13 protein-coding genes are annotated in these 12454 nt (G+C 58.9%); all 13 read right to left on the bottom strand.

The window, feature by feature from the left end; translation table 11 throughout:
* Positions 1-3 precede the first annotated feature (3 nt).
* A complete protein-coding gene (locus tag A3EC_RS0104510; RefSeq protein WP_018023983.1) occupies positions 4-1215 on the bottom strand; it encodes a phosphoglycerate kinase in 1212 nt (403 codons plus the stop codon).
* Positions 1216-1337: 122 nt separating this feature from the next.
* On the bottom strand, positions 1338-2342 hold the full coding sequence (gene gap, locus A3EC_RS0104505; RefSeq protein WP_018023982.1) for a type I glyceraldehyde-3-phosphate dehydrogenase: 1005 nt from the start codon (positions 2340-2342) through the stop codon (positions 1338-1340).
* Between the two features lie 136 nt (positions 2343-2478).
* On the bottom strand, positions 2479-3462 hold the full coding sequence (gene whiA / locus A3EC_RS0104500; RefSeq protein ID WP_026162209.1) for a DNA-binding protein WhiA: 984 nt from the start codon (positions 3460-3462) through the stop codon (positions 2479-2481).
* Between the two features lie 39 nt (positions 3463-3501).
* Positions 3502-4455, bottom strand: coding sequence for a gluconeogenesis factor YvcK family protein (locus A3EC_RS0104495; protein ID WP_018023980.1), 954 nt, complete (start codon positions 4453-4455; stop codon positions 3502-3504).
* Positions 4456-4461: 6 nt separating this feature from the next.
* Positions 4462-5364, bottom strand: coding sequence for an RNase adapter RapZ (rapZ, locus tag A3EC_RS0104490; protein WP_018023979.1), 903 nt, complete (start codon positions 5362-5364; stop codon positions 4462-4464).
* On the bottom strand, positions 5357-7330 hold the full coding sequence (uvrC, locus tag A3EC_RS0104485) for an excinuclease ABC subunit UvrC (protein ID WP_018023978.1): 1974 nt from the start codon (positions 7328-7330) through the stop codon (positions 5357-5359). The genes rapZ and uvrC overlap by 8 nt, the downstream gene beginning before the upstream one ends.
* 10 nt (positions 7331-7340) lie before the next feature.
* Positions 7341-7871 carry a PH domain-containing protein gene (locus A3EC_RS0104480; protein WP_018023977.1) on the bottom strand — a complete coding sequence of 177 codons (531 nt, stop codon included), beginning with the start codon at positions 7869-7871 and terminating at the stop codon, positions 7341-7343.
* An 8-nt stretch (positions 7872-7879) separates the two neighbouring features.
* Positions 7880-8353: a 6,7-dimethyl-8-ribityllumazine synthase gene (ribH, locus tag A3EC_RS0104475; RefSeq protein WP_026162207.1), complete on the bottom strand. Its 474-nt coding sequence runs from the start codon at positions 8351-8353 to the stop codon at positions 7880-7882.
* 11 nt (positions 8354-8364) lie between these two features.
* The gene (locus A3EC_RS11325) at positions 8365-9675 is read right to left on the bottom strand and encodes a bifunctional 3,4-dihydroxy-2-butanone-4-phosphate synthase/GTP cyclohydrolase II (protein ID WP_018023975.1); all 1311 of its coding nucleotides are present in this window, start codon (positions 9673-9675) and stop codon (positions 8365-8367) included.
* Position 9676: 1 nt separating this feature from the next.
* Positions 9677-10264, bottom strand: coding sequence for a riboflavin synthase (locus A3EC_RS0104465; RefSeq protein WP_018023974.1), 588 nt, complete (start codon positions 10262-10264; stop codon positions 9677-9679).
* 2 nt (positions 10265-10266) lie between these two features.
* Positions 10267-10692 (bottom strand): carboxymuconolactone decarboxylase family protein, encoded by a 426-nt coding sequence (locus A3EC_RS0104460; RefSeq protein ID WP_018023973.1) that lies wholly within the window; start codon positions 10690-10692, stop codon positions 10267-10269.
* Positions 10693-10747: 55 nt separating this feature from the next.
* Positions 10748-11776, bottom strand: coding sequence for a bifunctional diaminohydroxyphosphoribosylaminopyrimidine deaminase/5-amino-6-(5-phosphoribosylamino)uracil reductase RibD (gene ribD, locus A3EC_RS0104455; RefSeq protein WP_026162205.1), 1029 nt, complete (start codon positions 11774-11776; stop codon positions 10748-10750).
* Between the two features lies 1 nt (position 11777).
* Entirely contained in the window at positions 11778-12446 is a 669-nt protein-coding gene (gene rpe, locus A3EC_RS0104450) for a ribulose-phosphate 3-epimerase (protein WP_018023971.1), read from the bottom strand.
* Positions 12447-12454: the final 8 nt, after the last annotated feature.

The following is a 12454-nucleotide window of genomic DNA, read 5'->3' as shown; positions in this document are numbered from 1 at the left end:
GGTTTAGCTCTCCAAGACAGCGATGCCTGGCAGTTCCTTACCCTCCAGGAACTCCAGCGATGCGCCGCCACCGGTGGAAATGTGGGAGAAGCCAGCTTCGTCCAAGCCCAGCACGCGGACCGACGCTGCCGAGTCGCCGCCGCCAACGACGGAGAATGCGCCGGCTGCGGTGGCATCAATGATGGCCTGAGCCACGCCACGGGTGCCATCAGCAAATGCTGGCATCTCAAACACGCCCATTGGGCCGTTCCAGAACACCGTCTTGGCGGTGGACAGTACCTCTGCGAACTTCTTCACAGATTCTGGGCCGATGTCCAGGGACAACCAGCCCTCAGGGATACCGTCCAGACCGTTGACCTGCTTGTCAGCATCCGGTGCGAACTCGCTGGCAGAAACCAGGTCCACTGGCAGCACAATCTGGTCGCCGTACTTTTCCAGCAGTTCCTTACAGGTCTCCAGCATCTCTTCCTGCTTCAGGGACTTCTGCACGTCGTAGCCCTGGGCTGCGAGGAAGGTGTAGCACATGCCGCCGCCAACAATCAGCTTGTCTGCCTTGTTTGCCAGCGCTTCGATAACACCAAGCTTGTCGGAGACCTTCGAGCCGCCGAGGACCACTACATACGGTGCCTCTGGGTTCTTAGCGATCTTGTCCAGCACGTCCAGTTCCTTCTGAACCAAGTCGCCGGCGTAGTGAGGCAGCAGCTTCGCAACGTCGTAGACGGAAGCCTGTGCGCGGTGAACCACACCGAAACCGTCGGAGACAAAGGCACCATTGTCGGCAGTCAGTGCAGCCAGTTCCTTGGCAAAAGCAGCGCGTTCTGATTCATCCTTAGAGGTCTCGCGAGCGTCAAAACGCACATTTTCCAGCAGCAGCACATCGCCGTCGTTCAGGCCATTAGCGCGTTCGTGGGCGTCTTCACCGGTGACATCCGCAGCTAGTGGAACGAACATTTCGAGGCGTTCGGACAGGGCCTCGGCAACTGGGGCCAGGGAGAACTTTGGGTTCACTTCGCCCTTTGGACGACCCAGGTGTGCGGAGACGATGACGCGGGCGCCAGCATCTGCGAGGGCCTTGATGGTTGGAACCGAAGCGTCGACGCGGCCAAAGTCGGTGATGCGGTCACCGTCAAGTGGAACGTTAAGGTCTGAACGGACGAGGACGTGGCGGCCTTCGACGCCTTCCTTCAGCAGGTCAGACAGGGTCTTAACGGACATAATTTTCCCCTTTACAAGGTGTTGTTCGTGCTGTGAGCAAAAATAAGATCCCCTCGGATGTCTGGAGTCGCGCTCAGGCGCGCCCCAGCCCGAGGGGATGAGTATTCAGTTTTTGGTCGCTCCTACAGAGCGTTGCACACCTGGGAGGTCAGGTCGACCAGACGGCAGGAGTAGCCCCACTCGTTGTCGTACCAGGACACAACCTTGACCTGGTTGCCAATGACCTTGGTCAGTGGTGCATCGAAGATCGAGGAGTGGGAGTCACCAACGATGTCGGTGGAGACAATTGGGTCCTCGTTGTATGCCAGAACGCCCTTCAGTGGGCCTTCAGCAGCTTCCTTGATGGCAGCGTTGACAGCTTCGATGGACACTTCGTTCTTTGCTTCGAAGGTCAGGTCGGTGACAGAGCCGGTTGGTACTGGAACACGCAGAGCGTAACCGTCCAGCAGGCCCTTCAGCTGTGGCAGCACCAGGGAGACAGCCTTAGCTGCACCGGTGGAGGTAGGGACAATGTTCAGAGCTGCGGCGCGGGCACGGCGCAGGTCCTTGTGTGGTGCGTCGTGCAGACGCTGGTCACCGGTGTAAGCGTGAATAGTGGTCATCAGGCCGCGTTCGATGCCGAACTTCTCGTCCATGACCTTTGCCATTGGTGCCAGGCAGTTGGTGGTGCACGAAGCGTTAGAGATGATGTTGTGCTTCTCTGGGTCGTACTGGTCGTTGTTCACGCCCACGACGAAAGTTGCGTCTTCGTTCTTCGCTGGAGCGGAGATGATGACCTTCTTCGCGCCTGCTTCGATGTGGGCCTTAGCCTTCTCAGCGTCGGTGAAGAAACCAGTGGATTCGATGACAACGTCAACGTTGTTCTCGCCCCATCCCAGGTTCTGTGGGTCGCGCTCTGCCCAAGCAATGATGCGCTTGCCGTCAACGGTGATGGACTCGTCATCGAAGGACACGTCTGCGTCCAGCTTGCCCATGATGGAGTCGTACTTCAGCAGGGTTGCCAACGTCTTGTTGTCGGTCAAGTCGTTGATGGCCACGATTTCGAAATCTGCATTCATCTTGCGCGCTGCGCGGAAGAAGTTACGACCGATGCGTCCAAAGCCGTTGATACCTACACGAACCGTCACGATGTACTCCTAAAGCTAGGGGATGTTCGATGGCCGGACTAGCCGCCCGGCGAGGCCGAACCTGAATGCCCGGCTTCTAGGAACCACTGTACGCAAAGTGAAGGTTTGGCGCAGGGGTGAAAATGGCCTAGGGTGGTTAGATTTCATCCATCAATTCTGCCGTGACAGCAGCATGCGTGTCTGGTATATCAAGCTCCTGCGCACGACGGTCCGCCATCGACAACAACCGTCGAATCCGACCTGCCACAGCATCTTTCGTCATTGGTGGATCGGCAATCTGCCCCAATTCCTCCAACGAAGCCTGTTTGTGCTGGATACGAAGTTGCCCGGCGGTCATCAAGTGGTCCGGAACTTCCTCGCCCAAGATTTCCATGGCCCGCTCAACTCGTGCCGCCGCAGTCACCGCCGCCCGCGCCGAACGACGCATATTCGCATCATCAAAGTTCGCCAACCGATGCTTTGTCGCTCGTGCTTCCCGCACCTGCGACAATTCATCCCATTCCAGCCGCGAAGCGTGTGCCCCCATCCGGGACAACAACGCCCCGATGGCCTCTGCATCACGCACAATCACGCGATCATTGCCGCGCACTTCCTTCGACTTTGCTGCCACACCCATCCGACGGGCGCAGCCCACTAATGCCAGTGCCACTTCTGGGCACGGACACACCAGCTCCAAGGAAGAAGAGCGTCCTGGTTCCGTCATTAAGCCCTGCGCTAAGAACGCACCGCGCCAGGCTGCTTCGGCATCTGCAACGGTGCCGGAGACCACCATTGGCGGCAAACCACGTACTGGTCGGCCGCTCCGGTCAATCAAACCGGTACGCCGAGCGACCTCTTCTGCCCCATCAGTGACCGTGACCAGCAACTGCGCTGACTTATCTACCGCCCGTGGCGCCGCATTCGACACCTTCGTCTGGCAGCCGAACTGTTCCTCCAGCTCATCGGCGAGCCGTCGCGCAATCGCCGCGGAATCGACCCACACCTCGATAGCCATTTTCCCGGCAACCACACTGAGGGTGCCGGACATCCGAATCATGACGGACACTTCCGCAGACCGGCAACTGCCCCGGCTCGTACCAACCTGGGTAAGTTCCTGTTTAATTTTGGCCGTCAGCGTCACCTAGTTCGCCCTTTCCGCATGCATCGACTGCCCTTAACCCTACAAGCCAGTGATGGCCGAGAAGGCCGCTGCCAGCTTTTCCGGATCATGGCGGCCGGTGGGTTGCCCAGTGTCAGAGAGCTTTGCGACGTCGTGGTACACCACATGCGCACCAAGCTCAGACGCAGACCGCTGCAGGTACATGCGCTCAGTCGGGTCGAGAAGCTGATTTTCGTCAACAAGCACCGTGTCGACCTGAATACCTGGGGCGTGCCGCGCAATCATGTGGATATGCCGCTCCGCCGAAAAGCCTGCGGTCTCCCCTGGCTCGGCAACCAAATTCAACACCACAATGCGGTGCGCATCGGTGTCATTAATGGCCGCCGCGATCTCCGGAACCAGCAAGTGTGGCAGCACCGAACTGAACCACGAACCTGGGCCAAGCGTGACGATATCGGCGTCCATGATCGCGGCAACTGATTCAGGTTGCGCAGGCGGCTGCACTGGGATCAGCGACACCCGGCGGACCTGGCCCGGCGTGGTAGCAACCGCAACCTGCCCGCGGACTTTCCGCACAATGCGCGGATCATCGGCCAAACCCACTACCTCGGCCTCAATATCCAGCGGGATGGGCGACATTGGCAGCACACGTCCGCGCACGCCGACGAGCTTGCCTACTTCGTCGAGCGCCGCGATCTGGTCGCCGAGTACCTCCACTAACGCGGAGATGAGCAAGTTACCGGCAGCGTGCCCAGCGAGGGCACCTGTGCCAGTGAACCGGTGCTGCAGCACCTGCTCCCACAATTGACCGTGGTCATCGGTACCGGACAGGGCCGCCAAGGCCATCCGCAGGTCCCCGGGTGGGATTTGCCCCAGCTCGCGGCGGATCCGGCCAGAGGAGCCACCATCGTCGGCAACAGTGACGACGGCAGTGACTTTTTCGGTCAGGCTTCGGGCAGCGCGGAGTGTGGAAAACAAACCATGGCCACCGCCCATACTGGTGATGCGTGGCATGAGTCGTTAACCTCGCTTCAAATCGCGGTGGACCACCGCAACATCGATCGGGAGTTCTTCTTGGAAACGTTCCGCCAGCGCCTCAACAATCGCGACGGAACGGTGATGCCCGCCGGTACATCCGACAGCCAACGTAATGAAATTCTTGCCCTCGCGGCGGTACCCCGGCAGCATCCCGGCCAGCATGGTGGTGAAGTTCCGAAGGAACTCTTGCGCACCATCTTGCCGCAGCACAAAGTCGGACACCGGCTCGTCAGTGCCGCGCATGTGGCGCAGCTCCGGCTGCCAGTACGGATTCGGCAGGAATCGGACATCAATCATAAAGTCGGCGTCCATCGGGGCGCCGTGCTTAAAACCGAAGGACTGCAACGTGATTTTCTGCCGGTTGCGTTCCTTATTCAAGAAATGCGACTCAATTTCGCGGCGCAGGTCATGCACACTCATTGACGAGGAATCAATGACAATGTCGGCGCGACCAAAAATCTGGGATAACATTTCTCGCTCTTTTTTAATGCCTGCCAGCAGCGTGTCATTGCCTTGCAACGGGTGGGTACGCCGCAGCGCGTCATAGCGACGCACAATGACGTCGTCGGCCGCGTCGAGGAATAGCACCGTTGGCCATCGGCCTTCGGCCTGCAGCCGATCAAGTACCTCCACGAGGTTTCCGGCAAAGCTCCGGGAGCGCACGTCTGTCACAATCGCGAGGCGTTCGACTGGCGATTCAGAGGCGAACGCAAGCTCCACCATTCGCATAATGAGTTCCGGCGGTAGGTTATCGGCGACGTACCAACCGAGGTCCTCAAAAACATTGGCGGCAGTGTTGCGGCCGGAACCCGAAACGCCGGTGATGAGAACCAGCGATGAGTCAGAAAAGTGCTCCGGAGTTTTCATGGCCCCAACATTACCCATTGTTATCTTCCTCATGCAGGGCGTCATACACACTGCCCGCCAGCCGCGGACCAAACCCGGGAACTTCTTCGATCTCCGCTTTGGATGCCTTCTTCAGCTTGGCGACCGAACCGAAGTGCTTCACTAAATCAGTGCGCCGCTGCGGACCAAGGCCATGCACTTTATCTAGTACAGATGAGCGCATTCGTTTAGACCGCTGCTGCCGGTGGTAGCTAATGGCGAATCGGTGTGCTTCATCGCGAATCCGTTGCATGAGGAACATTGCCTCGGAGTTACGCGGCAAAATCACTGGGTAGTCTTCGCCCGGCAGCCAAATCTCTTCCAGGCGTTTAGCTAGCCCGACCAGCATGACGTCGTTAATACCGAGTTCTGCCAGCACCTCGGCGGCTGCGTTGACCTGTGGCAGACCACCGTCGACGATGAAAAGTTGCGGTGGGTAGGCAAACTTCTTCGTTGCCGCCACATCGGTCATCATTTCATCCACGAAGGTGGTTTCCTGTGCCTGTTCATCAGGCACTGCAGTTTTGTCTTGGTGGTATCGCTGGAACCTGCGGCGCGTCACTTCAGCAATCGAGGCAACATCGTCACTGTGACCGTCGCCGGCGGCTTCTTTAATGCGGTAGCGCCGATAATCGGAGTTCTTCGGCAGACCATCTTCAAACACTACCAGGGATGCCACCACATCCGTGCCCTGAATATGGGAGATGTCCGTGCATTCAATTCGCAGTGGTGCATCGGACATATCCAACGCCTCTTGCAGTCCCTGCAGCGCCGCTGAGCGGGCGGTGAGATCACCGGAACGCTTCAATTTGTGCTGCGTCAACTTCTCTTTCGCATTGCGTGCCACTGTTTCCATGAGCGTGGCTTTATCGCCGCGTTGCGGTACCCGCAGGTCAATCTTGGTGCCGCGCAGTTGCTCTAGGAACTGCAATGTTGCGTCGGCATCATCTGGCATCTCTTGCACCAGAATCTCTCGTGGCACCGCCATTTCGGCGCCAGTCTCGGCATCACCATCGACAGCTAGGTGCGCGGCGTTGTCGCCATAAAACTGCGTCAGAAACTCCTGCATGAGCTGTGGAACCGTTGAGTCAGCGGTCTCCACCACCCATCCACGCTGGCCACGGATACGACCACCCCGGACCTGGAAGACAGTCACCGCCGCTTCCAACTCATCCGCAGCAAAGGCGATGAGGTCGGCGTCTGTGCCGTCGCCGAACACCACGGCCTGCTTCTCCATCGCCTTTTCGAGGGCAGCAAGGTCATCGCGCAGCCTTGCTGCTTTTTCAAAGTCCAGTTCTTCCGCCGCCGCGAGCATGTCCCCTTGCAGTTGCTTGGTGACGGAAGCGGTCTGCCCGGACATAAACCGAGTGAAACCACGCACAATCTCGCGGTGTTCGTCTGCTGTAACCCTGCCGACGCACGGAGCACTACATTTGCCGATATACCCAAGCAAACACGGCCGATCTAGTAGCTGCTGGCGTCGGAACACGCCTTTTGTGCAGGTGCGGGCGGGAAATACGCGCAGCAACAGATCGAGTGTTTCTCGGATTGCCCACGCGTGGGAATACGGTCCGAAGTATCGGACGCCTTTGCGGCGCGGCCCGCGGTAGACGAAGAGTCGTGGAAATTCTTCCGCAACGCTGACTGCCAGCATTGGGTAGCTTTTATCGTCGCGGTACATGACGTTGTACCGGGGGTTGTAGCGCTTAATCCAGGTGTATTCGAGCTGGAGCGCTTCTACCTCGGTTTGCACCACAGTCCAGTCCACTTTGCTGGCATGGGTGACCATCTGTTTAGTGCGCGGGTGCAGCGCGGTGAAGTCCTGGAAATAGTTGGACAGGCGAGCACGCAAGTTCTTCGCTTTGCCGACGTAAAGGACTTGGCCAGCATTGTCGCGGAAACGATAGACCCCTGGCTCAGTAGGAATGCTGCCAGGGGCTGGTCGATAAGTTGATGGGTCTGCCACTGTGGACGAACTACTCCTCAGGCATGTATTTGTCTGCCAAGTCACGCAGGTCGTTCAGAGACTGCACGGCGCGTTCATTATCACCGGTATTGATGGCGTACAGCGCTACATAGTCATAGCCCGGCAGTTCCAGACGTGCTGAGCGAGCCTTTGGCGGGAAAGATACACCGTAGACCATGTGCCATGGGAAGAAGCGGCTCGCAGCAAAAGACCGCACCTCTACCCCAGCAGCGTTTGCTCGGACGCGCGGTCGGTAGGTGAGCATCAGAACGACGCCGGAAATCAGTACACCCACGATTGGGTAGGCGAAGCGGTCGACCAGGGTCACGGCGGCGCCAGTGTACTTCAGGCCGACGACGTAGCCCATGAAAATGTGGATTGCCATGACAATGACCACCAAGATCCAGCCCCACATGCGCAGGAACTTGGACACGACTTCGAGCTGCCAGGCACCGCCAGCCCGGGCACCGATGCGGTAATCGTCCAAGGCTGGGTCGTAAGAGCTGGACGCAGGGGTCACTGCGTCGTCACCGTGAGCCACTTTTCTCCCTAACTATTTCGCAGAGTTTTCAGCAGGTGTGCGGTATGTAATGCCGCAATCATCGCTTCACGGCCTTTGTCCTCGGCTGCGCCGGGGACACCGCTGCGATCTACTGCTTGCTCCAGAGTATTAGTAGTCAGCACCCCGTTGCCAATCGCAATCCCGGTGTCCAGTGCAATTCGGGTCAAACCTTCCGTGACCGAGTCACAGACATACTCAAAGTGCGGTGTGCCACCGCGGATCACACAGCCCAAGGCGACAACGGCGTCGCACTGCTTGGCTAGTTCCTGCACCACCACTGGGATTTCCAACGCACCTACAACCTGGACATCCAGCACCGTAGCGCCGGCTTCCTCAGCAGCTGCCAAGGCGTTAGCACGCAGCTGCCCAGTGATGTTCTCATTCCAGTGGCTAGTGACAATGCCAACCCGCATGCCGGTGCAGTCCGGCATCTCGATTGTGGGTAGTCCAGCTCCGCTCATCGCTGTGCTCCTTACTCTGTGCCTTCATCTAGGCAGTGCTCTTTGACACAATCATGCCCGGAGTGGTCGTGTTCTGGGTGGTCTGCCACCCAGTCCTTAACCCACGGCAAGTCGTGCCCCATGCGAATCTGCTTGGTCTGCAGGTAGGCAATGTTTTCTGGGTTCACCTTGACTGGCAACGGAACTCGTCGGCTCATCGATAGACCATAGCCGCCGAGGCCTGCACGTTTGGTTGGGTTGTTGGTCATCAGGGCCATCGACTTTACGCCAAGGTCCGCCAAGATCTGCGCGCCGGTGCCGTATTCTCGGGCGTCGGCTGGCAACCCCAGCTTCAGGTTGGCATCCACAGTGTCGACGCCATCGTCCTGCAGTCGGTAGGCCTGCAGCTTATGGATAAGACCGATGCCGCGACCTTCTTGGCCACGCAAGTAGAGAATAATGCCGCGGCCCTCCCGCTGCACCATCTCCATAGATAGATGCAGCTGTTGGCCGCAGTCGCAACGCTGCGAGGAGAATACGTCACCGGTCAGGCACTCCGAGTGCACCCGAACCAGCACATCCTCGCCGTCGTTTTCGGAGATATCCCCGACCACCAGTGCAACGTGTTCGATGCCGTCAACCAGGCTGGTGTACCCAACAGCGCGGAATAGGCCCCATTCGGTAGGCAGTCGTGTTTCCACGTTGCGTTCGACTAGGACTTCGTTGCGGCGGCGGTAGTCAATCAGCTGTTCAATGCTGATCATCTTCAGGCCGTGGGCGTCAGAGAATCGGCGCAGCTCTGGGCCGCGAGCCATATCCGTAGGGTCTTCCTCGGAAACGACTTCACACAGCACACCGGCTGGGCGAAGACCTGCGAGTCGTGCGAGGTCAACGGCAGCTTCGGTGTGACCCGCGCGCACCAAGACGCCGCCTTCGCGAGCCCGCAGTGGGACCACGTGGCCCGGGCGGGTGAAGTTACTTGCGACGCTTTGAGGGTCAGCCAGCAGCCGAGCAGTGTTGGCGCGTTCCTTCGCGGAGATGCCTGTCGAACCATTCGCAGCGTCCACCGTGACGGCGTATGCGGTACCGCGGGCGTCCTCGTTGGAGGCAACCATCGGTGGCAGCCCCAGTCGGTCGCAGTCTTCGCCGACCAGCGGCACGCAAATGTAGCCGGAGGAGTAGCGCACGGTAAACGCCATCAGTTCTGGGGTGGCTTTTTCCGCGGCGAAGATGATGTCGCCTTCGTTTTCGCGGTCTTCGTCATCGACGACGACGACGGCTTCACCGTTTTTGATTGCGGCGATTGCCTCTTCGACAGTGTCCAATTGAATCACAGTGTCCACCCTATCTAGGAAGCATTTTCTCAATGTATTTGGCTACCACGTCCACCTCGACGTTGACGATGTCGCCTGGTTGACGCAGCCCAACAACCGAATCGGTCAGTGTCACCGGAATCAGGCTGACTTCAAACCAGTCATCGCCCAGCGCAGACACCGTCAGCGAGGTGCCGTCAATGCTGATGCTGCCCTTTTCCACCACGTACCGAGCCAGGTCGGCAGGCAGCGTGAATCGAACAATCTCCCAGTGCTCATCAGCGGTGCGGGAGATAACTTCGGCGGTTCCGTCGACATGGCCCTGCACAATGTGGCCATCGAGACGACTGCCTACTTGTGCGGCCCGCTCCAGGTTCACTTTGCTGCCCACGGTCACTGTCCCGAGGCTGCTGCGGTTTAGTGTTTCCTGCATGACATCTGCGGTGAAGGTGTTGTCGTCCCGTTCGGCGACGGTGAGGCAGACACCGTTGACGGCGATGGAGTCACCAAGTTGTGCATCACCTAAGACGGTGCTGGCGGCGATTGTCAGGCGCAGGGCGTTGGTCTGTTCGGTGATGTCCGCAACTTCGCCGACTTCTTCGATAATTCCGGTGAACACTGTTACTTCGTTTCGTCCAGTGGGCCCAGCTCGTTGACCAGTACTTCCTGTGCGACTTTCATTGCCGACAGAGCAGCCGGTGCGCCGCAGTAGCCCGATGCGTGGATGATGGCTTCGGAAATTTCCTCACGGGTCAGGCCGTTGCGAATACCGCCGCGAACGTGTCCCCGCAGCTCTTCGGTGGCGCGCAGTGCCACCAGCATGCCGATATTTAGCAGGCTGCGGTCGCGCTTGGACAGGCCACCACGGGTCCAGACACTGCCCCAGACTGTTTCACTAATGTGCCGCTGGATAGCTTCAGAGTCGGTGCCGGCGGAACGCTCCAGCGCGGCGTCTACGAAATCGTCGCCCATCACTTCGCGGCGAATGGCAATGCCGTTGTCGAAGCGGTCGTCGTTGTAGATGTTGTTGTCAGTGATGTTAGTCATAGTTTCCTTTATAGTTATGTTTCGGCCACTTTCGGGCCATTTCAGTTAATTCGGATTAATTTCCGGGCGGATCTGCTCTCCGCTCCGCAGTAATGAGCACGTCATCGCCCAGTTGCTGCACCGATGTCGTCGCAAACCGAGCAATATCCGCCATCGACGTTGCCGCAACCCCTGCCAGCGCAGATTTGCCGCTACCGAGCAGTGCCGGCGCCACGTACGCCGCAATCGCATCCACTAATCCGGCCGCCATAAAGGCCCCAGCCAGTTGCGGTCCGCCTTCCACTAGGACGTCGACATAGCCTTCCTCAGCACAGAGCTTGACGACGTTGTGAAGGTCCCGTGATTTCACATGATGAAACGCGGCCCCGGGCGCACGGACTGCGCTATCTGCTGGGATATCGGATTCGCCAACCACGATCCGTGCTGGCTGCCGGTCGTAGAGCGTGCCATCAGGTCGCCGCGCTGTTAGTCGAGGATTGTCTGCAAAAACGGTGCCGGTACCGACGATAATGGCATCGCGACGAGCTCGGTCCGTGTGGACAAACTCCCGAGCTGCTGTCCCAGTGATCCATTGGCTTGATCCATCAGAGGCGGCAACTTTGCCGTCCACGGTCGTCGCGGTTTTCAAGGTGAACTTCGCGCGGCCATACTGTTGTGCGAAAAGCCACGCAGATAATGGGCCAGCTACGACCTCATCACGCAGCAGGTGATGCACAACCTCTACGCCAGCATTTTCCAACGCCGCTGCCCCACCGGTTGCCACCGGATTCGGGTCAGACACGGCATAGACCACTCGGCGCACTCCAGCCTGAATCAGAGCTTGGGAACACGGGCCGGTCCGGCCCTGATGGTTGCAAGGCTCTAGGGTCACCACCGCGGTGGTGCCGGCAGCTGCAGTGCCAGCCGCTGCCAGTGCAGCAGCTTCCGCATGTGGCCCACCAGGCGGGCTGGTAGCTCCGGTGGCAACCACATGGCCCAACTCGTCAATAAGCACACACCCTACGGGAGGGTTCGGGCTGGTAGTGCCCTGCACACCTTGCGCAAGTGCAATGGCCTGGCGCATCGGGCCGACAAAGTCGGACATACTATCGAGCAGCAGCAGCAAGGTCACGCAGCTGGGTGACCATCGCATTCGGATCAGCGGCCTTGTACACCGCGGAACCAGCAACGAAAGCATCACAGCCAGCCTCAGCAGCCTGCGCAATGGTCTCCGCGCCGATACCGCCATCAATCTCAATGGTCACCGGCAAGTGATTGTTATCGATGTACTTGCGCAGCGTGCGGACCTTCTCCAACTGATCCGGCATGAAGGACTGGCCACCAAAACCAGGCTCCACCGACATGACCAACACCTGGTCAAAATGCGGCAGCATGGACAGGTACGGCTCAATTGGGGTGCTCGGGCGCAAGGAGAAACCAGCGCGGCAACCTTCAGCCCGCAGGTGCTTCGCCAAGGCAATCGGCTCCTCGGTGGCTTCGACATGGAAAATGACGGTCTTCGCACCGGCGCCGACATAACCGTCGACCCACAACTCCGGCCGTTCAATCATCAGGTGCACATCTAGCGGCTTATCCGTAACCTTCGCGACCGCCTCCATCACCGGCAAACCAAAAGACAGGTTCGGGACAAAGTGGCCATCCATCACGTCAATGTGCAGCCAATCGGCATCCGACACCCGGGCAATGTCATCAGCCAGATGCGCAAAGTCAGCAGCAAGAATTGACGGGGCAATAATCGGGGCGGGAGCAATCATGATTTCAT

It is taken from the genome of Corynebacterium ulceribovis DSM 45146, from assembly GCF_000372445.1.
GTDB classification, from domain to species: Bacteria; Actinomycetota; Actinomycetes; order Mycobacteriales; family Mycobacteriaceae; genus Corynebacterium; species Corynebacterium ulceribovis.
Note: the sequence above shows the minus strand (reverse complement) of the source record. Positions and strands in the feature narration are given on the sequence as shown.

Bases quoted from the DNA above. Each gene is read 5' to 3' on its own strand.
- A3EC_RS0104510 (WP_018023983.1), bottom strand. From the start codon at position 1,215: ATGTCCGTTAAGACCCTGTCTGACCTGCTGAAGGAAGGCGTCGAAGGC.
- A3EC_RS0104495 (WP_018023980.1), bottom strand. From the start codon at position 4,455: ATGCCACGCATCACCAGTATGGGCGGTGGCCATGGTTTGTTTTCCACA.
- rapZ (WP_018023979.1), bottom strand. From the start codon at position 5,364: ATGGGTAATGTTGGGGCCATGAAAACTCCGGAGCACTTTTCTGACTCA.
- ribH (WP_026162207.1), bottom strand. From the start codon at position 8,353: ATGAGCGGAGCTGGACTACCCACAATCGAGATGCCGGACTGCACCGGC.
- A3EC_RS0104460 (WP_018023973.1), bottom strand. From the start codon at position 10,692: ATGACTAACATCACTGACAACAACATCTACAACGACGACCGCTTCGAC.
- ribD (WP_026162205.1), bottom strand. From the start codon at position 11,776: ATGTCCGACTTTGTCGGCCCGATGCGCCAGGCCATTGCACTTGCGCAA.
- rpe (WP_018023971.1), bottom strand. From the start codon at position 12,446: ATGATTGCTCCCGCCCCGATTATTGCCCCGTCAATTCTTGCTGCTGAC.